Origin of the sequence: Thermomonospora cellulosilytica (genome assembly GCF_014138835.1) — a bacterium.
Lineage (GTDB): Bacteria > Actinomycetota > Actinomycetes > Streptosporangiales > Streptosporangiaceae > Thermomonospora > Thermomonospora amylolytica.
In genome coordinates, this window is the sequence record NZ_JACJII010000001.1 from 5,804,601 (window position 1) to 5,827,343 (window position 22,743).

Here is a 22,743-nt window from a genome sequence, read left to right on the forward strand (position 1 = left end):
GGACCGGATCCCGGTCATCTCGGCGCCGGTCAGCCCAGCCGGGCGGCCACCTGGTCCCAGACCACGTCGGCCAGCGCCTCCTTGGGGCCGCGCGGCACCTGGACCGAGGCGCCGTCGGCGGCCAGCACGACCGCGGCGTTGTCCGGCCGGCCGAACGTCAGGTCCGGCCCGACCTGGTTGACCACCAGCAGGTCGCAGCCCTTGCGGGCGAGCTTGTCGCGGCCGTTGGCCAGCACGTCGTCGGTCTCGGCGGCGAACCCGACGATCACCTGGCCGGGCCGCCGGATCCGGCCCAGCTCGGCCAGGATGTCGGGGTTGCGGACCAGCTCGATCGGCGCGGGACCCGCGGTCTCCGACTTCTTGATCTTGGACTCGCGGTAGTCGGCGGGCCGGAAGTCGGCCACCGCCGCGGCCATCACCACCGCGTCGGCCGAGCCGGCCGCCTCCAGCACCGCCTTGCGCATCTCCTCGGCGGTGCCCACGGCCACCACGTCGGCGCCCGCCGGGTCCGGCAGCGCCACGTTGGCGGCCACCACCGTCACCCGGGCGCCCCGGGCGACGGCGGTACGGGCCAGCGCGTACCCCTGCAGGCCGGAGGAGCGGTTGCCGATGAAGCGGACCGGGTCCAGCGGCTCACGGGTGCCGCCGGCCGACACCACCACGTGCCGCCCGGCCAGGTCGGCCTCCAGCCCGCCGCGGGCCAGCACCCGCCGGGCCGCCTCGAACAGCTCGGCCGGCTCGGGCAGCCGGCCCTTGCCGGTGTCGGCGCCGGTCAGCCGGCCGACGGCGGGCTCCAGCACGATCGCCCCCCGCGCGCGGAGGGTGGCGACGTTGGCCCGGGTGGCCGGGTGCTCCCACATCTCGGTGTGCATCGCGGGCGCGAACACCACCGGGCAGCGGGCGGTCAGCAGGGTGTTGGTGAGCAGGTCGTCGGCCAGCCCGCAGGCCGCCCGGGCCAGCAGGTCGGCGGTGGCGGGCGCCACGAACACCAGATCGGCGGTCTGGCCCAGCCGCACGTGCGGGACCTCGTCGACCCCGGTCCACACCTCGGTGGCCACCGGATGCCCGGACAGCGCCGCCCAGGTGGGCTCGCCGACGAAGCGCAGCGCGTCCCGGGTCGGCACGACGCGCACGTCGTGGCCGGACTCGGTGAGCCGGCGCAACAGCTCGCACGCCTTGTAGGCGGCGATGCCGCCGGACACCCCGAGCACCACCCGGGGCTTGCGTTCGGTCATCGAACGCCGGTCACTGAGCCTCGACGGGCTCGGCGTTCAGCAGGCCCTCGCGCACCTCGCGGAGCGCGATGGACAGGGGCTTCTCCTGAACGTGCGTCTCGACCAGGGGACCCACGTACTCCAGCAGGCCCTCGCCGAGCTGGGCGTAGTAGGCGTTGATCTGACGCGCCCGCTTGGCCGCGATGCTCACCAGGCCGTACTTGGTGTCGACGACCTCGAGCAGCTCGTCGATCGACGGGTTGGTGATGCCTTCGCTGTTGGCTGCCACGCTTGGCCTTCCGCTAATCCGATCCAGGGTCGGCCATCAAGGCTAGCAGCTCCTGGCACACGTCCTGGACGGACGTGTTGACCAGCGTGACGTCGAACTCCTTCTCGGCGGCCAGCTCGATCCGGGCCGCCTCCAGCCGGCGCTCGATCACCTCGGGGGGTTCCGTACCACGGCCGGTCAGCCGCCGGACCAGCTCCTCCCAGGAGGGCGGGGCCAGGAACACCAGCCGGGCCTCGGGCATCGCCCGGCGCACCTGCCGGGCCCCCTGCAGGTCGATTTCCAGCAGCACCGGCACGCCGGCGGCCAGCCTTTCGGCGACCGGAGCCCGCGGGGTCCCGTAACGGTTGCCCGCGAACTCCGCCCATTCGAGCAATTCGCCCTCGGCGACGAGCCGGTCGAAACCGGCGTCGTCGACGAAGTAGTACTGCACGCCGTGTTTTTCCCCCGGCCGGGGGGACCGGGTGGTCACCGAGACCGACAGCCACACCTCGGGGTGCGCCCGCCGGATCTCGGCGACCACCGTGCTCTTGCCGACGCCGGACGGGCCGGACAGCACCGTCAGCCGGCGCCGGCGCAGATCAGGCCTTGCCGCAGAGCCTTCCTCGCCGTCCGGAGCGCCGTGCGCCGCGTCCGGACGGGGCGGGATGGAGCCGTTCCGGCCGCCCGCCGAGGCGGGCAGGCCGGACGCGGCCGCGGCGGCCAGGCCGCCGCGCCCGCCCGCGCGATCGCCGTCAGCGGTTCGCACCGCCGCCGAACTCACGCTCAAGGGAGGCGCGCTGGTTGGCGCCGAGGCCCCGCACGCGGCGGGACTCGGCGATGCCCAGGCGCTCCATGATCTGCTTCGCACGGACCTTGCCCACACCGGGAAGGGACTCCAGGAGGGCCGACACCTTCATCTTTCCGATGACGTCGTCGGTCTGGCCCTCCTTGAGGACCTCGGCGAGCGAGGTACCCCCATGCTTGAGCCGGTTTTTGACCTCGGCCCGCTCCTTACGGGCCTTGGCCGCCTTCTCCAATGCTGCGGCGCGCTGTTCGGGGGTTAGGGGCGGAAGAGCCACGCCGGGTCACCTCGTGTTTCCACTCGACGGAGTCGGACGGGTTCGGAAACTAGCGAGTTCACACCCCATAAAGCAACGTGAAGTGCTGTTCGGCCCGCCACAAAATCACGAAAATCACTCCTCGGAGTGTCCCGAATACTCAGTGTACACAATCTGGCGGGGTGGGACCCCGATTCCCGTGCGGGCCAGGGGTTTCACCGCCGCCCCGAACGGGCCCGGCGGCCGCCCCGGGACGACGTGATCCCGCTCTCGAATTCCACTTCCCGGGCAACCCGAAGGGCCCTCGCGCCGTTGTCGTCACGACGCCCTCCGGCGCAACGCCGCGGCGATCCCGGCGGCCGCCGCGCCCGGGTCGGCGGCCCCGGTGATCGGCCGGCCGATCACCAGAAGGTCGGCGCCGGCCGCCAGCGCCTCCTCCGGGGTGGCCACCCGCGCCTGGTCCTGGACGGCCGCCCCGGCCGGGCGCACCCCCGGGGTGATCAGGGTGATGGACGGACCCACCTCCGCGCGGACCGCAGCGGCCTCCTGCGGCGAGCAGACCAGCGCCCGGGCCCCCGCCCCCACGGCCATGGCGGCGAGCCGCCGTACGGCGTCTGAGGCGGGTCCGGCCATGCCCAGCCGGCCGAGGTCGGCGTCGCCCAGCGAGGTCAGCACGGTGACCGCGGCGATGGCGGTGTCCGGGGCGGCCTCCACGGCGGCCCGGATCATCGCCTCGCCGCCGGTGGCGTGCACGGTGAGGAAGTCCGGCCGCAGCCGGGCCACCGCCCGCGCCGCCCCGGCCACCGTGGCCGGGATGTCGTGCAGCTTCAGGTCCAGGAAGACCTGGACGCCGCTGGCGCCGCGCACGCTGGCGACCACGTCCGGCCCGTACCGCAGGTAGAGCTCCAGCCCCACCTTGACCGTGCTGACGTGCGGGATCACCATGCTCGCCCAGCGGGCGGCGGTCTCCAGGTCCGGGGCGTCGAGGGCGACGGCGATGGGCGCTGGTGTCACGGAAGCTTCTCCTTGGGCTCGCTGGCCCGGCCGGGCCGCGTGGCGCCGCGGCGCGGGCTGATCTGCGGGGGAACGTGGCCGGGCGGGCGGTGGGCCAGCCCCACCGCGTCGGCGAGCCGGCCGATCCCGCGGGCCGACAGCGCCTCCTCCAGCTCGCGCAGGATCCGCGGGGCGGCCGTGGGATCGTGGAACAGGGCGGTGCCCACGGCGACCGCGCTGGCGCCGGCCAGCACGAACTCCAGGGCGTCCAGGCCGGTGGCGATCCCGCCGCTGCCGATGATCGGCACCCCGGGCAGCGCGGCGTGCACCTCGTACACGCAGCGCAGCGCCACCGGCCGGATCGCCGGGCCGCTCAGCCCGCCGGACACCCCGGCCAGCGCCGGGCGCAGGGTGACCGGATCGATCGCCAGCCCGGCCATCGTGTTGATCAGGCTCAGCCCCTCCGCGCCGGCGTCCACGCAGGCCAGCGCGACGTTCACCAGGTCGGCCACGTCGGGGGCGAGCTTGGCCAGCACCGGGACGCCGCGCCGGGTGGCCGCCCGCACCGCGCGCACCACCTCGGCGGCCGGGCCGGGCAGCCGGCCGAACATCCGGCCGCGGTCCTCCACGTTCGGGGCGGCCAGGTTGACCTCGACGGCGGCGACCGCGCGGGCGGCGTTGAGCCGCCGCGCCACCTCGGCGTACTCCTCCAGGCTGTTGCCGGCCACCGACACGATCGCCGGCACGCCCTGCTCGGCCAGCCACGGCAGGTCCCGTTCCAGGAACGAGTCGACGCCGGGGCCGGGCAGCCCCATCGCGGTCAGCATGCCGCTGGGCGTCTCGGCCACCCGCGGCGTGGGCCGGCCCGCCCTCGGCTGCAGCATGACCGACGTGGTGGTGAACGCCCCCAGCCTGGTCAGCTCGAAGAACCGGGCCAGCTCCCGGCCGGTGCCGCCGCAGCCGGCGGCGGTGACCACCGGGTTGGCCAGCTCCAGCGGTCCGATCCGGACGGTGAGATCGGTCACAGCGCACCCCCCAGGGCGCGGGGGGCGCCGAGCGCGTCGAACGGGATCGTCCCCAGGTCGCCCCAGCGGACCCGGTCGCCGCGCAGCACCAGCCCGTCGGTGCAGGCCCGCACCATGCGGGTGACCCCGTCGTCGCCGATCATCGGCAGCACGCAGGTCATGCACAGCCCGGTGCCGCACGCCGCGGTCTGCCGCAGGAACTCCTCCACCGACACCTGCGACGGCAGCCCGAACTCGGTCGCCACCGCGCTGACCGCCCGCAGCAGCGGCGTCGGGCCGCAGGCGTACACCACGTCGGCGCCCGACTCCTCGATGACCTTGGGCAGCGCCTCGCGCACCGTCCCGGCGCCGCCCAGCGAGCCGTCCTCGGTGACCACGGTCGCCGAGTCGCCGATGCGCTGCGCCGACCGCGCCCCGAACACCGCGCTGGCGGTCGGCCCGCCGAGCAGGAAGTGCACCGTGCACTCGCGCCGGCGCAGCGTGTCGGCCAGCGAGAACAGCGCCGCCGCGCCCGGCCCGCCGCCCACCAGCAGGCAGCGCACCGGATCGCGGGGCAGCCGGAACGGCCGGCCCAGCGGCCCGACCAGGTCGATGCGGTCCCGGGCCCGGCGGGAGGCCAGCCAGCCGGTGCCCGGGTCGGCGGACCCGCGGTGGTCGAACACCACCTCCACGGTGCCGCCGTAGTCGGGTTTGACCTCGTACACCGGCAGGCAGCGGCGCACCAGGCGGGCGGTGTCCGCGCCGCCCACCGCCAGCGCCACGAACTGGCCCGGCCGGAACCGTTCGGCCACCGCCGGGGCCACCAGCGTCATGGCGTGGTAGTCCTGCACCTGGCGGACCGTCAGCACGGTCGCCGACGTCTGCAGGCCGGCGGCCCGGCCGGGCGTGTCGGTCATGCCTCCCCTATCGGCGTGCTGTCACCTGCGCGCTTCCCGCAGGTGCTCGGCGTGCTCCTGCAGCGAGCGGACGCCCACGTCGCCGCGCACGATGGCCTCGATGCCCTGCACCGCGGCGGCCAGCCCGGCGATGGTGGTCACGCACGGGATCCCGCGCAGCACGGCCGCGGTACGGATCTCGTACCCGTCCAGCCGGGGCCCGGACTGGCCGGGGCTGCCGAAGGGAGTATTGACGATGAGGTCCACCTCCCCGTCGAGGACGCGCCGGACGATGGTGGGCTCGCCGTCCGGGCCGGGGCCCTCGCTGTGCTTGCGCACGATCCTGGCATGCACGCCGTTGCGCCGCAGGACCTCCGCGGTGCCCTCGGTCGCCAGGATCTCGAAGCCCAGGTCGGCCAGCCGCTTGACGGGGAAGACCATCGACCGCTTGTCCCGGTTGGCCACCGACACGAACGCCCGGCCCTTGGTGGGCAGCGACCCGTAGGCGGCCTGCTGGGACTTGGCGAACGCGGTGCCGAAGGTCTCGTCGATGCCCATCACCTCGCCGGTGGAGCGCATCTCCGGGCCGAGCACGATGTCGACGTTCTGGCCCTGGGCGTTGCGGAACCGGTCGAACGGCAGCACCGCCTCCTTGACCGCGATCGGGGCGTCCAGCGGCAGCGTGCCGCCGTCGCCCTCGCGCGGCAGCAGGCCCTCGGCGCGCAGCTCGGCGATGGTGGCGCCCATCATCACCCGGGCGGCGGCCTTGGCCAGCGGCACGGCGGTCGCCTTGGACACGAACGGGACCGTCCGGGAGGCGCGCGGGTTGGCCTCCAGCACGTACAGCACGCCGGACGACAGCGCGTACTGCACGTTGATCAGGCCGCGCACCCCGATGCCGCGGGCCAGCTTCTCGGTGGACTCGCGGATCCGGCGGACGTCGTCGCGGCCGAGGGTGATCGGCGGCAGCGCGCACGCCGAGTCGCCGGAGTGGATCCCGGCCTCCTCGATGTGCTCCATGATCCCGCCGAGGTACAGCTCCTCGCCGTCGAACAGGGCGTCCACGTCGATCTCGACGGCCTCGTCGAGGAACCGGTCGACCAGCACCGGGTGCTCGGGGCTGGCCTCGGTCGCCTTGGCCATGTACGCCTGCAGGGTCTCGTCGTCGTAGACGATCTCCATGCCGCGCCCGCCCAGCACGTACGAGGGCCGCACCAGCACCGGGTAGCCGATCTCGGCGGCGATCTCGCGGGCCTCCTCGAACGAGGTGGCGGTGCCGTGCTTGGGCGCCGGCAGCCCGGCCCGGTCCAGCACCCGCCCGAACGCGCCGCGCTCCTCGGCCAGGTGGATGCTCTCCGGGGAGGTGCCCACGATCGGCACCCCGGCGTCCTTGAGCCGCTGCGCCAGCCCCAGCGGGGTCTGCCCGCCGAGCTGCACGATCACCCCGGCGACCTCGCCGGTCTGCTGCTCGGCGTGCACCACCTCCAGCACGTCCTCCAGGGTCAGCGGCTCGAAGTACAGCCGGCCGGAGGTGTCGTAGTCGGTGGAGACGGTCTCGGGGTTGCAGTTGACCATGACGGTCTCGTAGCCGGCCTCGGCCAGCGTGAACGAGGCGTGCACGCAGGAGTAGTCGAACTCCACGCCCTGCCCGATCCGGTTGGGCCCGCTGCCCAGGATGATCACCTTGGGCCTGGTGCCCGGCGGGACCTCGGTCTCCTCGTCGTAGGTCGAGTACAGGTAGGGGGTCTGCGCGGCGAACTCGGCGGCGCAGGTGTCGACCGTGTGGTAGACCGGCCGCACCCCCAGCGCCCGCCGCAGCTCCCGGACGACCTCCTCCGACAGGCCCCGCAGCTGCCCGATCTGCGCGTCGGAGAACCCGTGCCGCTTGGCCAGCAGCAGGTTCTCGCGGGTCAGCGCGTCCTCGGCGGTGCGGACCCGCTCGGCGACCTCGTTGATCGCGGCGATCTCCTCCAGGAACCACGGGTCGATGCCGGTGGCCCGGTGCGCCTGGTCGATGGTGGCGCCCGCCCACAGCGCCCGCTGCACGTCCCGCAGCCGCCCGTCGTGCGGCCGGCTCGCGCTCTCCAGCAGCGCGGCCGGGTCGCCCGGCTCGCCCTCCCAGGAGAACGAGGCGCCCTTCTGCTCCAGCGACCGCAGCGCCTTCTGCAGCGCCTCGGGGAACGACCGGCCGATCGCCATGGCCTCGCCCACCGACTTCATGTGGGTGGTGAGGGTGGCGTCGGCGCCCGGGAACTTCTCGAACGCGAACCGCGGCACCTTGACCACCACGTAGTCCAGGGTCGGCTCGAAGCTCGCCGGGGTCTGGCGGGTGATGTCGTTGGGGATCTCGTCGAGGGTGTAGCCGACGGCCAGCCTGGCGGCGATCTTGGCGATCGGGAAGCCGGTGGCCTTGGAAGCCAGCGCCGACGAGCGCGACACCCGCGGGTTCATCTCGATGACGATCATCCGCCCGGTCTTCGGGTTCACCGCGAACTGGATGTTGCAGCCGCCGGTGTCCACCCCGACCTCGCGGATCACCGCGATGGCCACGTCCCGCATGTTCTGGTACTCGCGGTCGGTCAGCGTCATCGCGGGCGCGACGGTGATGGAGTCGCCGGTGTGCACGCCCATCGGGTCGAGGTTCTCGATGGAGCACACGATGACCACGTTGTCGGCGCGGTCCCGCATGACCTCCAGCTCGTACTCCTTCCAGCCGAGGATGGACTCCTCCAGGAGCACCTCGCTGGTCGGGCTGGCGGCCAGGCCCGCGCCGGCGATGCGGCGCAGGTCCTCCTCGTCGTAGGCCATGCCGGAGCCGGCCCCGCCCATGGTGAACGAGGGCCGCACCACCATCGGGTAGCCCAGGTCCCCGGCGGCGGCCAGGCACTCGTCGAGGGTGTGGCAGATCACCGAGCGGGCCGACTCGGCGTTCAGGCCGTACTTGTCGGCGACCCGGGCGACGATCTCCTTGAACCGCTCGCGGTTCTCCCCGGCCTGGATGGCCTCGATGTCGGCGCCGATCAGCTCCACGCCGTACCGCTCCAGCACCCCGGCCTCGTGCAGGGCGATCGCGGTGTTGAGCGCGGTCTGGCCGCCCAGGGTGGGCAGCAGCGCGTCGGGGCGCTCCTTGGCGATGATCTTCTCGACCACCTCGGGGGTGATCGGCTCGACGTAGGTGGCGTCGGCGAACTCCGGGTCGGTCATGATCGTCGCCGGGTTGCTGTTGACCAGGACGACCCGCAGGCCCTCGGCCTTGAGCACCCGGCACGCCTGGGTGCCGGAGTAGTCGAACTCGCATGCCTGGCCGATGACGATCGGCCCGGAGCCGATCACCAGGACTGAGGTGAGATCTTGGCGGCGAGGCATTACCGGGCACCCTCCGTGGGTTCACAGAAGTGGTCGAGTGGGCCGGTGCGTGGCCCGCGGCGGGGGAAATCGAAGCGCATCAACCGCGCACCTTCCCGTCCATCAGATCGCAGAACCTGTCGAACAGGGCGGTGGAGTCGTGCGGGCCGGCGGCGGCCTCGGGATGGAACTGCACGCTGAAGGCGCGCCCGTCCAGCAGCCGCAGGCCCTCCACGCAGTCGTCGTTCAGGTTGACGTGGCTGACCTCGGCGGGGCCGTAGGGGGTGTCGAACGGGCCGTCCAGCGGCGCGTCCACGGCGAACCCGTGGTTGTGGGCGGAGATCTCCACCCGGCCGGTGGCGCGGTCCTGGACGGGCTGGTTGACGCCCCGGTGGCCGAACCGCAGCTTGTAGGTGCCCAGGCCGAGCGCCCGGCCGAAGATCTGGTTGCCCAGGCAGATCCCGAAGAACGGGGCGCCGGCGTCCAGCACGCCGCGCAGCGCGGTGACCGCGTACTCGGTGGCGGCCGGGTCGCCGGGGCCGTTGCTGAAGAACACCCCGTCGGGGTTCAGCGCCAGGATCTCGGCGGCGGTCGAGGTGGCGGGCAGGACGTGGACCTCGCAGCCGCGCTCGGCCATCCGGTACGGGGTCATCGACTTGATGCCCAGGTCCACCGCGGCCACCGTGTAGCGCTTGTCGCCCTTGGCGGGCACCACGTACGGCTCGGGGGTGGTGACCTTGCGGGCCAGGTCGGCGCCCTCCATCGAGGGGCTGGCCAGCACCCGTTCCAGCAGGGCGTCCGGGTCGGTCTCCACGGTGGAGACGGCGCCGCGCATGGCGCCCTTGTCGCGCAGGTGGCGGGTCAGGGCGCGGGTGCCGGGCATGGCGATGCCCACCACGCCCTGCGCCCTCAGCTCCTCCTCCAGGGTGCGGCGGTGCCGCCAGCTGGAGGCGATCCGCGACGGCTCGCGCACCACGTACCCGGCGACCTGGATCCGGTCGGACTCGGGGTCCTCGTCGTTGACGCCGGTGTTGCCGATGTGCGGGGCGGTCATCGCCACGATCTGCCCGGCGTAGGAGGGATCGGTGAGGGTCTCCTGGTAGCCGGTCATGCCGGTGTTGAAGACCAGCTCGCCGAACGTCTCGCCCTCCGCGCCGAACCCGACCCCGTGGAAGACCCTGCCGTCCTCGAGTACGAGCATCGCCGGCGGTCGGTTCATTGCAGCTTCCCTTCCAGAACGGTCGGCCGGCCGCGCAGGAACGTCGCGACGACGCGGCCGGGCAGTTCGAGCCCGGCGAACGGGCTGTTGCGGCTCTTGGAGGCGAACCCCGAGGGGTCGACCACCGTGCGCGGCGCCGGGTCGTACAGCACCACGTTGGCCGGGGAGCCCGCCTCCAGCGGTCGTCCCTGCCCGCTGAGGCGGCCGATACGCGCGGGGCGGAAGGACATGCGGTCGGCGACCCCGACCCAGTCCAGCAGCCCGGTCTCGACCATGGCCTGCTGGACCACCGGCAGCGCGGTCTCCAGGCCGATCATGCCCATGGCCGCGCAGTCCCACTCGGTCTCCTTGGCCTCGACCGGGTGCGGGGCGTGGTCGGTGGCGACCGCGTCGATGGTGCCGTCGGCCAGCGCCTCGCGCAGCGCGGTCACGTCCTCGGCGGTGCGCAGCGGCGGGTTGACCTTGTAGATGGGGTCGTAGCCCTCCACGAGGGTGTCGTCGAGGAGCAGGTGGTGCGGGGTGACCTCGGCGGTGACCCGCCAGCCCTTGCTCTTGGCCCAGCGCAGGATCTCCACCGAGCCCGCGGTGGACACGTGGCACACGTGCAGCCGGGAGCCCACGTGCGCGGCCAGCAGGCAGTCGCGGGCGATGATCGCCTCCTCGGCCACCGCGGGCCAGCCGGGCAGCCCCAGCCGCGCCGAGACCTCGCCCTCGTTCATCTGGGCGCCCTCGGTCAGCCGCGGCTCCTGGGCGTGCTGGGCGATGACGCCGTCGAACGCCTTCACGTACTCCAGCGCCCGCCGCATGATCATCGCGTCCGACACGCAGTGCCCGTCGTCGGAGAACACCCGCACCTGGGCGGCCGAGTCGGCCATCGCGCCCAGCTCGGCCAGCTGCCTGCCGGCGATGCCCTGGGTGACCGCGCCCACCGGGTGCACGTCGCAGAACCCGGCCTCGCGGCCCAGCCGCCACACCTGCTCCACCACGCCGGCGGTGTCGGCGACCGGGTGGGTGTTGGCCATGGCGTGCACGGCGGTGTAGCCGCCGCGGGCGGCGGCGCGGGTGCCGGTCTCCACGGTCTCGGCGTCCTCGCGGCCCGGCTCGCGCAGGTGGGTGTGCAGGTCGACCAGGCCGGGCAGGGCGATCAGCCCGTCGGCGTCGACCACCTCGGCCCCGGCGGCGTCCAGCCCGGAGCCGACCTCGGCGATCACGCCGTCGCGCAGCAGCAGGTCGGCGGGCTCCTCGCCGAGGATCCGCGCCCCCTTGATCACGAACGTACGGCTCAACGCACGACCTCCTTGCCGATGGCGGGTTCCGACACGTCGCCCGGCAGCAGGCACCGGACACCAGACGACCGCTGCGTCTTCACCGTGCCCAACCGGAGACCTCCTTGCCGATGGCGGGTTCGGAGCCGCCCAGCAGCAGGTAGAGGACCGCCATGCGGGCGCTGACGCCGTTGGCGACCTGTTCGGTGATGGTGGAACGGGTGGAGTCGGCCACCTCGGCGGCGATCTCCACGCCCCGGTTCATCGGGCCGGGGTGCATGACGATGGCGTGGTCGGCCAGCCGGGCGAAGCGCTCGGCGTCCAGGCCGTACCGGCGGCTGTACTCGCGGACGGTCGGGAAGTAGGCGGCGTTCATCCGCTCCCGCTGGACGCGCAGCATCATCACCACGTCGCTCTTGGGCAGCACCGCGTCCAGGTCGTAGGACACCGAGCACGGCCAGGAGTCCACCGCCACCGGCAGCAGGGTGGGCGGGGCGACCAGCGTGACGTCGGCGCCGAGGGTGTGCAGCAGCAGCACGTTGGATCGTGCCACCCGGCTGTGCAGCACGTCCCCGACGATGGTGACCTTGCGGCCCTCCAGGTCGCCGAGGCGGCGGCGCATGGTGAACGCGTCCAGCAGCGCCTGGGTGGGGTGCTCGTGGGTGCCGTCCCCGGCGTTGACGACGCTGCCGCGCACCCAGCCGGCCAGCCGGTGCGGCGCGCCGGAGGCGCCGTGCCGGATCACCACGGCGTCGGCGCCCATGGCCTCCAGGGTCAGCGCGGTGTCCTTGAGGCTCTCCCCCTTGGACACGCTGGAGCCCTTGGCGGAGAAGTTGATCACGTCCGCCGACAGCCGCTTGGCGGCGGCCTCGAAGGAGATCCGGGTCCGGGTGGAGTCCTCGAAGAACAGGTTGACCACCGTGCGGCCGCGCAGCGTCGGCAGCTTCTTGATGGAGCGGTCGGCGATCTGGGCGAGCTCCTCGGCGGTGTCCAGGACCAGCAGCGCGTCGTCCCTGGTCAGGTCCGCCGCGGAGATGAGGTGGCGCTTCACTGTGCGGCCCCCTTATTCGCCGTGGGACGGCGCGCCGCCCCGGGTGGTGCGGGGTGCGGCGGGCCCGAGCAGGACCACGTCCCGCCCGTCGTTCTCGGCCAGCAGCACCCGGACGGTCTCGCGCATCGAGGTGGGCAGGTTCTTGCCCACGTAGTCGGCGCGGATGGGCAGCTCGCGGTGGCCGCGGTCGACCAGGATGGCCAGCTGCACGGCGCGGGGGCGGCCCAGGTCGTTCAGGGCGTCCAGGGCGGCGCGCACGGTCCGGCCGGAGAACAGCACGTCGTCGACCAGGACCACGATGCGGTCGTCGATGCCGCCCGCGGGCAGGTCGGTGCGGCCCAGCGCGCGCGCCGGCCGCATCCGCAGGTCGTCGCGGTACATCGTCACGTCGAGGGAGCCCCAGGGGACCGGCCTGCCCTCGACCTCCTCCAGCCGGGCGGCCAGCCGGCGGGCCAGGGTGACGCCGCGGGTCTGGATGCCGAGCAGGACGACGTTCTCGCCGCCCTTGGTGCGCTCGAGGATCTCGTGGGCGATGCGGGTGAGGGCGCGCCGGATGTCGGGGGCCTCCAGAACGGCCTTGTGGCCTACATCACCTTCGGCGTCTTCGGCCGGGCGCGGCGCGGCCGGTTCCACCGGCCGGAAGGCAGCATTCACCGCCGGAACCTCCTTTCCCGCCTCACGGGACGGGGTTAAAGGACGTTTTCGTCCTCCTCACGGTAGCAGCCCCGGCGGCCCGCCCGCCTTGGCCCGGCCCGCGTCTTGCCTGGTGAGAGGGGTCACATCGAGCCCACGGGCGGGCCGTTCCGGACGGTCGTGACCTGGTGCCCGAGGGCGCGGGACCGGTGCCCGAGGGTGCGGAACCGGCCGCGGAGCGCAGTGGGAGCGCTCCCGCCCTCGACGGTCGAGAGACACCTGCCGGTTCGACCGCTTTTTTCCAATCGGCTTGACCTTCGGGCCTCCCCGTTTTACCGTCACTGTCCGTAACCATCCCTGGAGACGGGTCCGGGGCGTTCGGTCCCGGGTCCCGCTCCCTGCGGGAGCGACCCGACCGCCGCTCCCCGGGGCCCGACGACGATGATGAAAGTGAGCCTGGGGGGCCGCAACGATGCCGTCTGAATATGCAAAGGCTCTTGGCGCGCGACTGCGCGCGATCCGCACCCAGCAGGGCCTGTCCCTGCACGGCGTGGAGGAGAAGTCCCGCGGCCGGTGGAAGGCCGTCGTGGTGGGGTCCTACGAGCGCGGCGACCGCGCGGTGACCGTGCAGAAGCTGGCCGAGCTCGCCGACTTCTACGGCGTTCCGGTGTCGGAGCTGCTGCCGGGCGGCGCCTCGCCGAGCCCGCTGGGCCCCACGCCCAAGCTGGTGATCGACCTTGAGCGCCTGCAGCAGCTGCCCAAGGACAAGGCCGGCCCCCTGGCCCGCTACGCCGCCACCATCCAGAGCCAGCGCGGCGACTACAACGGCAAGGTGCTGTCGATCCGCCAGGAGGACCTGCGCTCGCTGGCGGTGATCTATGACAAGTCCCCGAACGAGCTGACCGAGGAACTGATCGGCTGGGGCGTCCTCGACCCCGAGGCCCGCCGCGCCGTCGAGGCCTTCTGACCTCCTTTCTCCTTGCCTGTGCCGCCGCGTTCGCCCGCCGGTGAACGCGGCGGCCGTCTTTGCGCCCCCACCGGCCACCGCGCTCGGCGCTCGGACCCGGTGTCAGGGGTGACGGCGCCTCAGGGCATGTCGGGGCGGTGGTCGCCCGGGCCCGGAGGTTGCCTGGGGGCGAGGAGGGCGAGACCGATCGCGGCGACCATGGTGGCGGCGGCCACCGCGAAGCCCAGGGTGAAACCGCCCTCGGTGGGGGTGCCGCCGGGGAACGGGGCGGAGGCGGTGACGATCGCGGCGCTGGCCTGGGTGCCCAGGGACGCGCCGACGGTGCGGATCAGGGTGTTGACGCCGGTGGCCACGCCGGTCTGACCGGCCGGGACGGCGGCGACGACCAGGTTGGCGACCGCCGCGTAGGCCAGCCCGAGCCCGATGCCGCGCGCGATCCCGCCCGTGTACAGCTGCCACATGTGGTCGTGCGCGACCGCGACGTAGCCGTACCCGGTGAGCGTGAGCACCGCCCCGGCCAGCAGCACCGCCCGCGAGCCGACCCGCATGTCCAGCGCGCCGGCGGCGAACCCGGCCACGGTCATCCCGACGCTGGCCGGCAGTTGCAGCAGGGCCGCCTGTGTCGCCGACCCCCCGAAGCCGAACCCGGTCGCGACGGGCAGCTGCACCAGCAGGGGGAAGAGGATGCCCCCGGCCATGAGCGCGTACCCCGCCAGCATCGAGGCGACGTTCGCCGTCCACACCCCGCGCCGCCGCATCAGCCGCAGGTCCACCAGCGGCTCGGCCACCCGCGACTCCACCGCCAGCCAGCACCCCGCCAGCCCGGCGGCCGCCGCGGCCAGCGCCAGGATCCGCGGATCCGCCCACCCCCACGCGGGGGCCTGCGTCAGCGCCGTCAGCCCGCACACCAGCCAGGCCGCGAACAGCAGCGCCCCCCACCAGTCGATCCGGGCCGTCTCCCGCCGACCGGTCCGTGGAACGATCCACCACGCCAGCGCCACGCCCGGCACCAGTCCCGCCACCGGCACCCACAGCAGCCACCGCCAGCCGAACCAGTCGATCACCGGCCCGGCGATCACCCATGACAGCGCCCCGCCCAGCCCCAGCATCGACGACATCAGCCCCACCGCCGACGCCGTCCGGTGCGGCGGATGCACCTCCCGGATGATCGTGTACGCCAGCGGGAACACCCCGCCGCCCACGCCCGCCAGCGCCCTTCCCGCCAGCATCACCGGCAGTGAGGCCGCCAGCGCCGCGACGACCATCCCGACGACCGTCACCACGAGCACCACCAGCAGCACCGGCCGCGGCCCGAACAGATCCCCCAGCCGCCCGATCACCGGCGTGCCCACCGCCGCCGACAACGTCATCGCCGTCAACGTCCACGCCGCTCCCCCGGCCGTGGTCCCCAGCCCCTCCTGGATCAACGGCAACGCCGGCGTCACCACCGCCATCGACAGCGCGTACGCCATCACCCCGAGAAACGCCAGCAGCGGTACGACGAGCCGCTCCCGCCCTGTCTCCCCACCCAAACCCATGGCGGCCCAACGTTACTCCGACACATCCCCCCAAACCCCACCCCCACCAGCCAAAGCACCCTCACCGCCCTCCATCTCCACAGCGGGAACACCCCGCGGCTCCAACGTCCGGCTCAGACCAGGCGACCGGACGAACGCCCGGATCCCTCATGGGCTTGGCCCGGAAGACCCGGAGAACGCGCGGGTGCGGAAGCCGCAAACCCCGAGACACGGAGCCCAGAAGGCGGGAGACACGGCCCAGAACGCAAAGACACGGAGCCCGGGAGACGCAGAGGATCCGGACACAGAGGATCCGGACACGAGGAACGCGCGGACGGGCAGGCGACGTGAACCGCGCCGGCGGAGTCGGTCGGGGGGCTTCGCGACTCCGCCGGCGCGGCGGGGGTTGCCGCCACCGGGCCGGGGAGGGTGGTCCGGTGGCGGCCCGGGGGAGGCGAATGCGCTCCGGCGAAGGGCGCTGGCGGGCGCCCGGGGGTGGGCGCGCGCCGGTCTGCCTCCATGGGGGTTCTCGCGCCCGGCCGACCTGGGTGGGCGGCGGGCGGGGCCGTGCGGGCGGGCGGTCCGGTCAGCTGGCCTCGGGGATGGGGAGGGTGGGCTGGCCCGGGATGCCCAGGGTGTCCTCGACCAGGGAGACGAAGATCTCCGCGTCGTGCAGGAGCTCGTCGGCCTCCCGGGGGGTCACGGCGCGGGGCAGGCCGGCCTCGGCGGCGGCGCGCTTGTCGGCGCCGGCGGCGAAGAAGGCGGCCCACTCGCGCAGGGCGGGGTCGGCCTCGGGGAGCAGCACCCAGACGCTGCGGGGCCGGCCGCGGCGATGGGTCTCCAGCGGCTCGTGGGTGGCCAGCACGGCCGCGGCGGCGCGCAGCGCGGCCAGGTGGGCGGACACGAAGCGGACGGCCGGTGAGGTGGCCTCGGCGGCCTCGGCCAGGCACATGCGGGCGGCGTGGAGCTGGCCGCGGGCGGTGTGGCCGGTCCGGGCCTGGGCGGGCCGGGGACGGGGCGCGGGCACGGGACGGACCTCGCCGTGGGCGTCGGTATGGGCTCTGCGTCGGGCGGTCGTCGATCCGGACATTCGCCTCTCCTTCCGGCTTCGGGCCGGCCGGACGGAGAGCTTCCCCTCACTCCGCCCGGCCGTCACGTTCCGCCGGACGGTTCGCGCTGCCCCGGCGGGACGTGTGCCCCACGGCGCGGGCCGCGAGCCCCGCGCCACCTCGAACATTAGTTCGACGCATCTCAGTAAACAGCCCCCGAGCCGATTCGTCAATACGTTCGAACGCACACCGGGCCCCGCCCCACCGCCCGGCGGCGGCGCAGGTCAACGGCACACCACCAGGAAAGCGAAGGGGTCTGACAAAAATCGGTCAGGTCACCCGGGCCGCCGCAGGTGGACCGGCACGCCCGTCCCCACCAGCCTCGGGAACACCTCGGCGACGTTCATCGGCAGCCGCACGCACCCGTGCGAGGCCGGGTACCGCGGGACGCTGAGCGCGCCGTGGAAGGCGATGCCGCCGTTGAAGTAGATCGGGTTGTACAGCCGCCCGAGCGGCGAGGTCTCCCATCCCGACGCCCGGCGCCCGGTCCGGAAGTCCCCCGTCGAGGTGACCGCGTAGCGGCAGCGCGGCGCGGCGCCGGGGACGTCCCGCGAGCAGAACAGCTCCCCCGACCCCGAGGAGATGTGGGAGATCAGCACCGGCCTGCCGCCCTTGTAGACGACCAGGTACTGGCGGCGCAGGTCCACGTCCACCCGGTCGGGCTCCCGCTTCTTGGCCACCGGCCTGGGCGCGGCCGGGCGGTCCAGGGCCTGCCACATCTCGCGGCCCACCGTGCCGGACACCTTGATCCGGTTGACCTTCTGGAACGCCCACACCGCCATCTGCGTGGTCATCCCGTACCGCCCGTCGACGGGGCCGGGCGCGTACCCGAGCTCCTTGAGACGCCGCTGCAGGGCCTTGACGTCCTCGCCCTTGGCCCCCGGCTTGAGCTTGGGCCGGGGCGTCCGGGTGGGAGAGGGCGTGGCCGTCACGGAAGGCCGGGTGGATGTGGGAGGCCGATCCTCCCCCGCCGCCGTGGTGGCGGCCGGCTGCGAGCATCCCGGCAACACCAGGACCCCGCCCGCGGCCATGATCGCGCCGATGCGCGCCCTCGTCCCCATATGCGACCTCCTACCGGCAGAAGTTCCCTTTTGACGGCCGATCCATCCGCCGGGTTCGGCCCCGTAAGGTGCCTGGCATGCATCCCAACACCGAGAAGGTGGCCGCCGCGCTCAGGGAACGCGGCGCCACCGGCGAGATCATCGAGCTGCCGGAGGCCGCCCCCACCGCCGAGGCCGCCGCGCGCCAGCTCGGCTGCCCGGTCGGGGCGATCGCCAACAGCCTGGTCTTCGACGCCGACGGCGCTCCGCTGCTGGTGCTGACCAGCGGGGCGCACCGGGTGGACACGGCCAAGGTCGCCGGGCTGGTGGGCGCGCGGCGGGTACGGCGGGCCACCCCCGACTTCGTCCGCGAGGCCACCGGCCAGCCCATCGGCGGCGTCGCCCCGGTCGGGCACCCGGCCCCGATCCGCACGCTGGTGGACACCTGGCTGGAGGAGCACGAGACGGTGTGGGCGGCCGGCGGGCACCCGCACACCGTCTTCCCCACCTCGTACGCGGAGCTGCTGCGCATCACCGGCGGCACGTCCGCCGACGTGGGCGCCTGAACGGGGAGAATCGGGGCCATGGAGATCTGGCACAACCCGCGCTGCTCCAAGAGCCGCGCCGCCAAGGCCGCCCTCGACGAGGCGGGCGTGACCTACACCGAACGCCGCTACCTGGACGACCCGCCGACCGCGGCGGAGCTGGAGGAGGTGCTGACCGCCATCGGCGCCGAGCCCTGGGAGGTCGCCCGGCTGAACGAGCCCGTCGCCAAGGAGCTCGGCCTGAAGGACCTGGAGCGCGACCGCAGGCGGTGGATCGAGCTGATGGCGGAGCACCCGGTGCTCATCCAGCGGCCGATCATCGTCACCGGCGGCCGGGCGGTGGTGGCGCGGGACGACGACGCGGTCCGCAGCGCCCTCGACAGCTCCTGACCGGCGGTGTGATCCTGGGACCGACCGTTCGGCACCGCATCGGAGCGGCGATGAGCAGCATGCGCACCGGCCCCGCCGCGGGCGACCCGCAGTTCCGCGGCATCGACCCGGCCGCGCTGGGCCATCTGATCAGGCAGATGCACGACGCGGACAGGGCGATCACGGGCTGGCTGGCCGCGCATCCGCCGCCGGCCGGGGTGTCCGCCGAGGGGCACCGGCGGGCCCAGGAGGTGAGCGTCTGGGTGGCCGAGCAGCTCAGCATGCTGCACCGGCGGCACAACTACGCGATCACCCACCCGGATCCGGCGGGCGGCGTCCGCCCGGGCCCGGCGGCGCCGTCCCGGCCGCCGGTGCCGCGGGCGGGCGGCGGCGCGGGCGGCTCGGGCGGCACGGAAGGGCCGCGGCCGGTGGGCGTGCCCGGGACGCCGCGCACCCCGCCCCTCACCCCGAACGGCGCGGGCCCGGACCTCGGCGCGTTCCCCGACCAGCGGGCCGCGCAGAAGGCCGCCCGCACCGACGCCCTGGCCGTCACCCGCGCCGACCGGGACGGCGGTCCGTTCCCCGACGAGGTGTGGCGGCGGCTGCGGCAGAACGCCGGCGACCCCGACTACACCGCCGAGCTGTACGAACGGCTCGGCCCCGCCGGGGTGGCCGCCCTGATCCGCCAGGCCGGGGACGACGAGACCCGGCTGGAGGCGCTGAGCGGGTCGCTCGGCACCGCCAGCTTCCACCTGGGCATGAACACCGTCTGGCTGCGGACGCTGCTGACCGAGTCGCAGCGGCTCGGCGTCCGGGACACCGCCGAGGCCGTGCTGCTGCGCGCCGACATGAGCCGGCGGACCGACGAGGCGCTGGCCCGCCTGGGCGTACGGCCCGAGGCCGGGCACCTGGCGCCCGCCGGGGGGACGTCATGACCCCGCCGCCCCCGGGCACCCTGCAGGCCCCGATCGACGCGGTCGCCGCCGCCCAGCTCCCGCCCGGCGAGCTGCCCAACCCCGAGTACGAGCGGCTGTACCACGCCTACCGGGACGCCTACGGCAGCATCGACCGGCTGCGGCGGGCGCTGGACCCGCCGAGCCGCACGCTGGCCGGGACCGACGCCTGGCTGGGCCCGGAGGCCCGCGCGTGGGGCGGCCGGCTGGAGGACAACCGGCGGATGCTGCACCAGGCCGCGGACCGGATCCTGACCGACCTGCACGCCGCCCTGGTGGCCACGCCCCGGACGATCCGGCGGGTCTAGTCTGGCCGGGTGAACGACCCTGATCCCGCCAAGCTTCGCGAGGTGGACCGGCGGGGATTCACCCGGCGGCTCGACCCGATCCTGGACATCTACACCGCGGCGATGAGCCCGCCCGCCGACCAGTTGCCCGGCCGGCGGGCCATCATGGAGCGGCACGCCCGGTATCCGCGGTTCCGGGCGCTGCTGGCCGAGACGCGCCGCCCGTTCCGGCGCGGCGGAACGATCCAGGGGTTCGCCTACGGCTTCCACGGGGCGCCCGGCCAGTGGTGGCACGACATCGTGCACCAGGCGCTCACCGAGCGGGGCGGGCCCGCGCACGCCGAGGAGTGGCTGGGCGACAGCTTCGAGGTCGCCGAGCTGCACGTGCATCCGGCGTACCAGGGGCACGGGACGGGCCGGGCGCTGCTCGTCACCCTGTGCGCGGGCCGGCCGGAGCGGACCGTGGTGCTGTCCACGCTGGACCGCAGGCCGGACACGCCCGCCCGGCGGCTGTACCGGTCGGTGGGCATGGTCGACCTGCTGACGGACTTCGCGTTCCCCGGCGGGGGGCCGCGCTACGCGGTGATGGGGGCGCGGCTCCCGCTGGGCGGCTCAGCCGGCGAGTGAGGCCGGGCTGCCGGAGGCGACGCCGCCGAGGGCGCTCACGTCCAGCATCCGGTACACCTCGCGGGTCGCGGTGGACTTGTTGAAGGTGATGAAGTGGATGCCCGGCGCGCCCTGGTCCAGCAGTTCCTGGCACAGCGCGGCGGCGTGCTCGATGCCGAGCCTGCGGACCGCCTCGGGGTCGTCGCCGACCGCCTCGAACCGGGCCGCCAGCTCCGGCGGGAACGGCGCGCCCGACAGCTGCTCGGAGCGCTCGATGGTGGACAGCTGGGTGACCGGCATGATGCCCGGGATGATCGGCACGTCGCAGCCGTGCGCGGCGACCCGGTCGCGCAGCCGGAAGTAGTCCTCGGCGCGGAAGAACATCTGGGTGATGGCGTAGTCCGCGCCGGCCCGGCACTTGGCCACGAAGTGCCGGGTGTCGCTGTCGATGTCGGGCGAGCGCGGGTGCTTGTAGGGGAACGCCGCCACGCCCACGCAGAAGTCGCCGTACGAGCGGATCATCCGCACCAGCTCCTCGGCGTACTCCACGCCCTCGGGGTGCTTGACCCACTCCCCCATCGGGTCGCCGGGCGGGTCGCCGCGCAGCGCGAGGATGTTGCGGACCCCGACGGAGGCGAACCGGCCGATCAGGTTGCGCAGCTCGGCGACCGAGTGGTTGACGGCGGTGAAGTGCGCCACCGGGGTGAGGGTGGTGTCGGTGGCGATCCGCTCGACGATGTCGACGGTCTTGTCGCGGGTGCCGCCGCCGGCGCCGTAGGTCACCGAGACGAACGTCGGCCGCAGCGCCTCCAGCTCCCGGATGGTGCGCCACAGGTTCCGCACCCCCGCCTCGGTCTTGGGCGGGAAGAACTCGAACGAGAACGACTTGCCCCCGGCGGCGAGCAGCTCGCGGATCGTGGGGGCGCGACCAGGCAGCGCGGAAGACATCCCCCTAGATTAGTGGGTCGCGTCCCGGCGGTCGCGGCCGAACGCCCCGGCGGACGGGCCGCCGAACAGGCCCAGCAGCGCGGCGCCCGCGGCCAGCAGGCCCAGGCACAGCGCCGGGCTGACCGGCAGGACCACCAGCGTCGCGGTCCGCCCGGCGAGCGTCCCGCCGAACCCGACCGCCGAGAATCCCAGCACGCCCAGCACGCACAGCGTGATCCCGGCGACGTCGCGCAGCGGCCCGTGGGAGCGCGGAGCGGGCCGGCGCGGGCGGTCGGCCCGGCGGAAGAGCGCCACCAGCCCGGCGGTCGCCGCGGCCAGCAGCGCCAGCCACAGCGGCCGGGACAGCCACCAGGCCGGCTCCCCCACCGCGGGCCGCGGCAGGCCCAGCCCGAACTGCACGGCGCACAGCAGGAACAGCGCGGTCAGGTGCCACAGGAACGCGGTCATCGCCAGCCCGTTCGCGGCGATCACCCCGATCCAGACGCGGGGCCTGGCGAGCATCCGGGCGGCCGGGCCGTGCAGCAGCATGGTCAGGCCGATCAGCCACAGCGCGTGGGTGAACAGCGCCAGGGTCGGCGGGGACATGTTGGAGACCGGCGCGCCCGGCATCCCCACCATCGACAGCGGGTACGGGCCCCAGGCGATCAGCGCGAGCATCGCGGTGAGGCCACATCCGGCCAGCGCCGCCGAGACGCGCCGCCCGAGCCGCCCGTCGGCGTGGCAGAACCCGAGCTGGTGCACCGCCAGCCAGACCAGCAGCAGGTTCAGCGGCGCGACCGCGGTGACCCCGTACCCGAACCTGAGCAGGTCGACGGCCACCACGCCCACGCCGAGCGCCACCGGCACCGCCGCGCCGTACGAGCGGTGCAGCCGCCACATCGGCGGGGCGAACGCCACCATCGCCAGGTAGACGCCGACGAACCACAGGGGCTGGGCGACGACCCGGGTGGCCAGCCTGAGCACCCCCTCGTCGCGCCCGGCCAGTTCGACGAGCAGGGCGGCGGCCAGCCAGACGGCGGCGAACACCGCGGTCGGAACCAGCAGCCGGGCCGCCCGCGCCCGGACGAATTCGCCGTACCGCGGGCCGCGCCGCAAAGCCTTGGCGTGCGAGAAGCCGCCCACGAAAAAGAACACCGGCATCACCTGCAGCAGCCAGGTGAGGGGCTGCAGCGACGGCATCACCGCCAGCGCGTTCCCGGCCCGCACGGACCCGTCGGGACCGGTCAGCGGCACCGCCATCAGCCAGTGACCGAGCACCACCACGGCCAGCGAGCCGACCCGGAGGAAATCGACATGGCGATCGCGGTCCGCGGGCGTACGGGCGGCCAGTTCCGCCGCCCTCGCGGTAAATCGGTTACCGCCGAAAGTTGCCGACTGTTCGGACTTGACGCGCATAATGGTCATGATCGGCGGCGCCGGGACGCTTGGGCATGAGCTGGGGTACTCAGCCCGGCCT

The 22,743-nt window shown here is 74.1% G+C and carries 23 protein-coding genes; 6 read left to right on the forward strand and 17 right to left on the reverse strand.

Going from position 1 to position 22,743, the window contains the following annotated elements; translation table 11 throughout:
• Positions 1-29: 29 nt before the first annotated feature.
• The 12 genes from coaBC to pyrR all read right to left on the reverse strand — a co-directional run bounded on the left by coaBC (position 30) and on the right by pyrR (position 12,946).
• A complete protein-coding gene (coaBC, locus tag HNR21_RS27360) occupies positions 30-1,235 on the reverse strand; it encodes a bifunctional phosphopantothenoylcysteine decarboxylase/phosphopantothenate--cysteine ligase CoaBC (protein ID WP_119729719.1) in 1,206 nt (401 codons plus the stop codon).
• A 10-nt stretch (positions 1,236-1,245) separates the two neighbouring features.
• Entirely contained in the window at positions 1,246-1,521 is a 276-nt protein-coding gene (rpoZ, locus tag HNR21_RS27365) for a DNA-directed RNA polymerase subunit omega (RefSeq protein WP_119729718.1), read from the reverse strand.
• The gene (gmk, locus tag HNR21_RS27370; protein ID WP_119731988.1) at positions 1,517-2,080 is read right to left on the reverse strand and encodes a guanylate kinase; all 564 of its coding nucleotides are present in this window, start codon (positions 2,078-2,080) and stop codon (positions 1,517-1,519) included. The genes rpoZ and gmk overlap by 5 nt, the downstream gene beginning before the upstream one ends.
• Before the next feature lie 154 nt (positions 2,081-2,234).
• Complete coding sequence (gene mihF / locus HNR21_RS27375; protein ID WP_119729717.1) at positions 2,235-2,561, reverse strand: integration host factor, actinobacterial type; 327 nt, start codon at positions 2,559-2,561, stop codon at positions 2,235-2,237.
• 297 nt (positions 2,562-2,858) lie between these two features.
• Positions 2,859-3,554 (reverse strand): orotidine-5'-phosphate decarboxylase, encoded by a 696-nt coding sequence (pyrF, locus tag HNR21_RS27380; RefSeq protein WP_119729716.1) that lies wholly within the window; start codon positions 3,552-3,554, stop codon positions 2,859-2,861.
• Positions 3,551-4,558 carry a dihydroorotate dehydrogenase gene (locus HNR21_RS27385; RefSeq protein ID WP_119729715.1) on the reverse strand — a complete coding sequence of 336 codons (1,008 nt, stop codon included), beginning with the start codon at positions 4,556-4,558 and terminating at the stop codon, positions 3,551-3,553. The genes pyrF and HNR21_RS27385 overlap by 4 nt, the downstream gene beginning before the upstream one ends.
• Complete coding sequence (locus HNR21_RS27390; RefSeq protein WP_182707464.1) at positions 4,555-5,454, reverse strand: dihydroorotate dehydrogenase electron transfer subunit; 900 nt, start codon at positions 5,452-5,454, stop codon at positions 4,555-4,557. Before HNR21_RS27390 ends, HNR21_RS27385 begins: the two co-directional genes overlap by 4 nt.
• A gap of 21 nt (positions 5,455-5,475) precedes the next feature.
• Positions 5,476-8,799, reverse strand: a complete 3,324-nt coding sequence (gene carB, locus HNR21_RS27395; RefSeq protein ID WP_182707465.1) for a carbamoyl-phosphate synthase large subunit — start codon at positions 8,797-8,799, stop codon at positions 5,476-5,478.
• 79 nt (positions 8,800-8,878) lie between these two features.
• Positions 8,879-9,997: a glutamine-hydrolyzing carbamoyl-phosphate synthase small subunit gene (gene carA, locus HNR21_RS27400; RefSeq protein WP_119729712.1), complete on the reverse strand. Its 1,119-nt coding sequence runs from the start codon at positions 9,995-9,997 to the stop codon at positions 8,879-8,881.
• Positions 9,994-11,283 carry a dihydroorotase gene (locus HNR21_RS27405; RefSeq protein WP_182707466.1) on the reverse strand — a complete coding sequence of 430 codons (1,290 nt, stop codon included), beginning with the start codon at positions 11,281-11,283 and terminating at the stop codon, positions 9,994-9,996. The genes carA and HNR21_RS27405 overlap by 4 nt, the downstream gene beginning before the upstream one ends.
• A gap of 79 nt (positions 11,284-11,362) precedes the next feature.
• Positions 11,363-12,313, reverse strand: coding sequence for an aspartate carbamoyltransferase catalytic subunit (locus HNR21_RS27410; protein ID WP_182707467.1), 951 nt, complete (start codon positions 12,311-12,313; stop codon positions 11,363-11,365).
• A gap of 12 nt (positions 12,314-12,325) precedes the next feature.
• Entirely contained in the window at positions 12,326-12,946 is a 621-nt protein-coding gene (pyrR, locus tag HNR21_RS27415) for a bifunctional pyr operon transcriptional regulator/uracil phosphoribosyltransferase PyrR (protein ID WP_233359187.1), read from the reverse strand.
• 472 nt (positions 12,947-13,418) lie between these two features.
• Between pyrR and bldD the strand changes: the two genes are divergently transcribed.
• A complete protein-coding gene (bldD, locus tag HNR21_RS27420) occupies positions 13,419-13,913 on the forward strand; it encodes a transcriptional regulator BldD (protein WP_119729708.1) in 495 nt (164 codons plus the stop codon).
• A 119-nt stretch (positions 13,914-14,032) separates the two neighbouring features.
• Here bldD and HNR21_RS27425 read toward each other — a convergent pair whose 3' ends face one another.
• The 3 genes from HNR21_RS27425 to HNR21_RS27435 all read right to left on the reverse strand — a co-directional run bounded on the left by HNR21_RS27425 (position 14,033) and on the right by HNR21_RS27435 (position 17,600).
• Positions 14,033-15,451: an MFS transporter gene (locus HNR21_RS27425; protein WP_182707468.1), complete on the reverse strand. Its 1,419-nt coding sequence runs from the start codon at positions 15,449-15,451 to the stop codon at positions 14,033-14,035.
• A 565-nt stretch (positions 15,452-16,016) separates the two neighbouring features.
• Positions 16,017-16,520 (reverse strand): SAV_6107 family HEPN domain-containing protein, encoded by a 504-nt coding sequence (locus tag HNR21_RS27430; protein WP_119729706.1) that lies wholly within the window; start codon positions 16,518-16,520, stop codon positions 16,017-16,019.
• A gap of 294 nt (positions 16,521-16,814) precedes the next feature.
• The gene (locus HNR21_RS27435) at positions 16,815-17,600 is read right to left on the reverse strand and encodes a L,D-transpeptidase family protein (RefSeq protein ID WP_182707469.1); all 786 of its coding nucleotides are present in this window, start codon (positions 17,598-17,600) and stop codon (positions 16,815-16,817) included.
• A 77-nt stretch (positions 17,601-17,677) separates the two neighbouring features.
• Between HNR21_RS27435 and HNR21_RS27440 the strand changes: the two genes are divergently transcribed.
• From HNR21_RS27440 to HNR21_RS27460, 5 genes are read left to right on the forward strand one after another with little or no spacing between them, the layout of a single operon-like run.
• The gene (locus HNR21_RS27440) at positions 17,678-18,145 is read left to right on the forward strand and encodes a YbaK/EbsC family protein (RefSeq protein WP_182707470.1); all 468 of its coding nucleotides are present in this window, start codon (positions 17,678-17,680) and stop codon (positions 18,143-18,145) included.
• 18 nt (positions 18,146-18,163) lie between these two features.
• A complete protein-coding gene (locus tag HNR21_RS27445; protein ID WP_119729703.1) occupies positions 18,164-18,514 on the forward strand; it encodes an arsenate reductase family protein in 351 nt (116 codons plus the stop codon).
• Positions 18,515-18,564: 50 nt separating this feature from the next.
• Positions 18,565-19,428: a hypothetical protein gene (locus HNR21_RS27450; protein WP_182707471.1), complete on the forward strand. Its 864-nt coding sequence runs from the start codon at positions 18,565-18,567 to the stop codon at positions 19,426-19,428.
• Positions 19,425-19,754 (forward strand): hypothetical protein, encoded by a 330-nt coding sequence (locus HNR21_RS27455; protein ID WP_119729701.1) that lies wholly within the window; start codon positions 19,425-19,427, stop codon positions 19,752-19,754. Before HNR21_RS27450 ends, HNR21_RS27455 begins: the two co-directional genes overlap by 4 nt.
• A gap of 9 nt (positions 19,755-19,763) precedes the next feature.
• Positions 19,764-20,360, forward strand: a complete 597-nt coding sequence (locus HNR21_RS27460; RefSeq protein WP_233358626.1) for a GNAT family N-acetyltransferase — start codon at positions 19,764-19,766, stop codon at positions 20,358-20,360.
• Here HNR21_RS27460 and metF read toward each other — a convergent pair.
• Together metF and HNR21_RS27470 are read right to left on the reverse strand one after the other, a co-directional pair.
• Positions 20,346-21,287 (reverse strand): methylenetetrahydrofolate reductase [NAD(P)H], encoded by a 942-nt coding sequence (gene metF, locus HNR21_RS27465; RefSeq protein ID WP_182707472.1) that lies wholly within the window; start codon positions 21,285-21,287, stop codon positions 20,346-20,348. The two genes, HNR21_RS27460 and metF, sit on opposite strands and share 15 nt — an antisense overlap.
• Before the next feature lie 9 nt (positions 21,288-21,296).
• A complete protein-coding gene (locus HNR21_RS27470) occupies positions 21,297-22,682 on the reverse strand; it encodes an acyltransferase family protein (RefSeq protein ID WP_182707473.1) in 1,386 nt (461 codons plus the stop codon).
• Between the last annotated feature and the right edge of the window lie 61 nt (positions 22,683-22,743).

Excerpts from the sequence above, each read along its gene's own strand:
- carB (WP_182707465.1), bottom strand. The coding sequence starts at position 8,799 with ATGCCTCGCCGCCAAGATCTCACCTCAGTCCTGGTGATCGGCTCCGGG.
- HNR21_RS27390 (WP_182707464.1), bottom strand. The coding sequence starts at position 5,454 with ATGACCGACACGCCCGGCCGGGCCGCCGGCCTGCAGACGTCGGCGACC.
- HNR21_RS27430 (WP_119729706.1), bottom strand. The coding sequence starts at position 16,520 with ATGTCCGGATCGACGACCGCCCGACGCAGAGCCCATACCGACGCCCAC.
- HNR21_RS27470 (WP_182707473.1), bottom strand. The coding sequence starts at position 22,682 with ATGCGCGTCAAGTCCGAACAGTCGGCAACTTTCGGCGGTAACCGATTT.
- HNR21_RS27435 (WP_182707469.1), bottom strand. The coding sequence starts at position 17,600 with ATGGGGACGAGGGCGCGCATCGGCGCGATCATGGCCGCGGGCGGGGTC.
- carA (WP_119729712.1), bottom strand. The coding sequence starts at position 9,997 with ATGAACCGACCGCCGGCGATGCTCGTACTCGAGGACGGCAGGGTCTTC.
- coaBC (WP_119729719.1), bottom strand. The coding sequence starts at position 1,235 with ATGACCGAACGCAAGCCCCGGGTGGTGCTCGGGGTGTCCGGCGGCATC.
- HNR21_RS27440 (WP_182707470.1), top strand. The coding sequence starts at position 17,678 with ATGCATCCCAACACCGAGAAGGTGGCCGCCGCGCTCAGGGAACGCGGC.
- HNR21_RS27425 (WP_182707468.1), bottom strand. The coding sequence starts at position 15,451 with ATGGGTTTGGGTGGGGAGACAGGGCGGGAGCGGCTCGTCGTACCGCTG.
- metF (WP_182707472.1), bottom strand. The coding sequence starts at position 21,287 with ATGTCTTCCGCGCTGCCTGGTCGCGCCCCCACGATCCGCGAGCTGCTC.
- HNR21_RS27445 (WP_119729703.1), top strand. The coding sequence starts at position 18,164 with ATGGAGATCTGGCACAACCCGCGCTGCTCCAAGAGCCGCGCCGCCAAG.
- HNR21_RS27450 (WP_182707471.1), top strand. The coding sequence starts at position 18,565 with ATGAGCAGCATGCGCACCGGCCCCGCCGCGGGCGACCCGCAGTTCCGC.
- HNR21_RS27455 (WP_119729701.1), top strand. The coding sequence starts at position 19,425 with ATGACCCCGCCGCCCCCGGGCACCCTGCAGGCCCCGATCGACGCGGTC.
- bldD (WP_119729708.1), top strand. The coding sequence starts at position 13,419 with ATGCCGTCTGAATATGCAAAGGCTCTTGGCGCGCGACTGCGCGCGATC.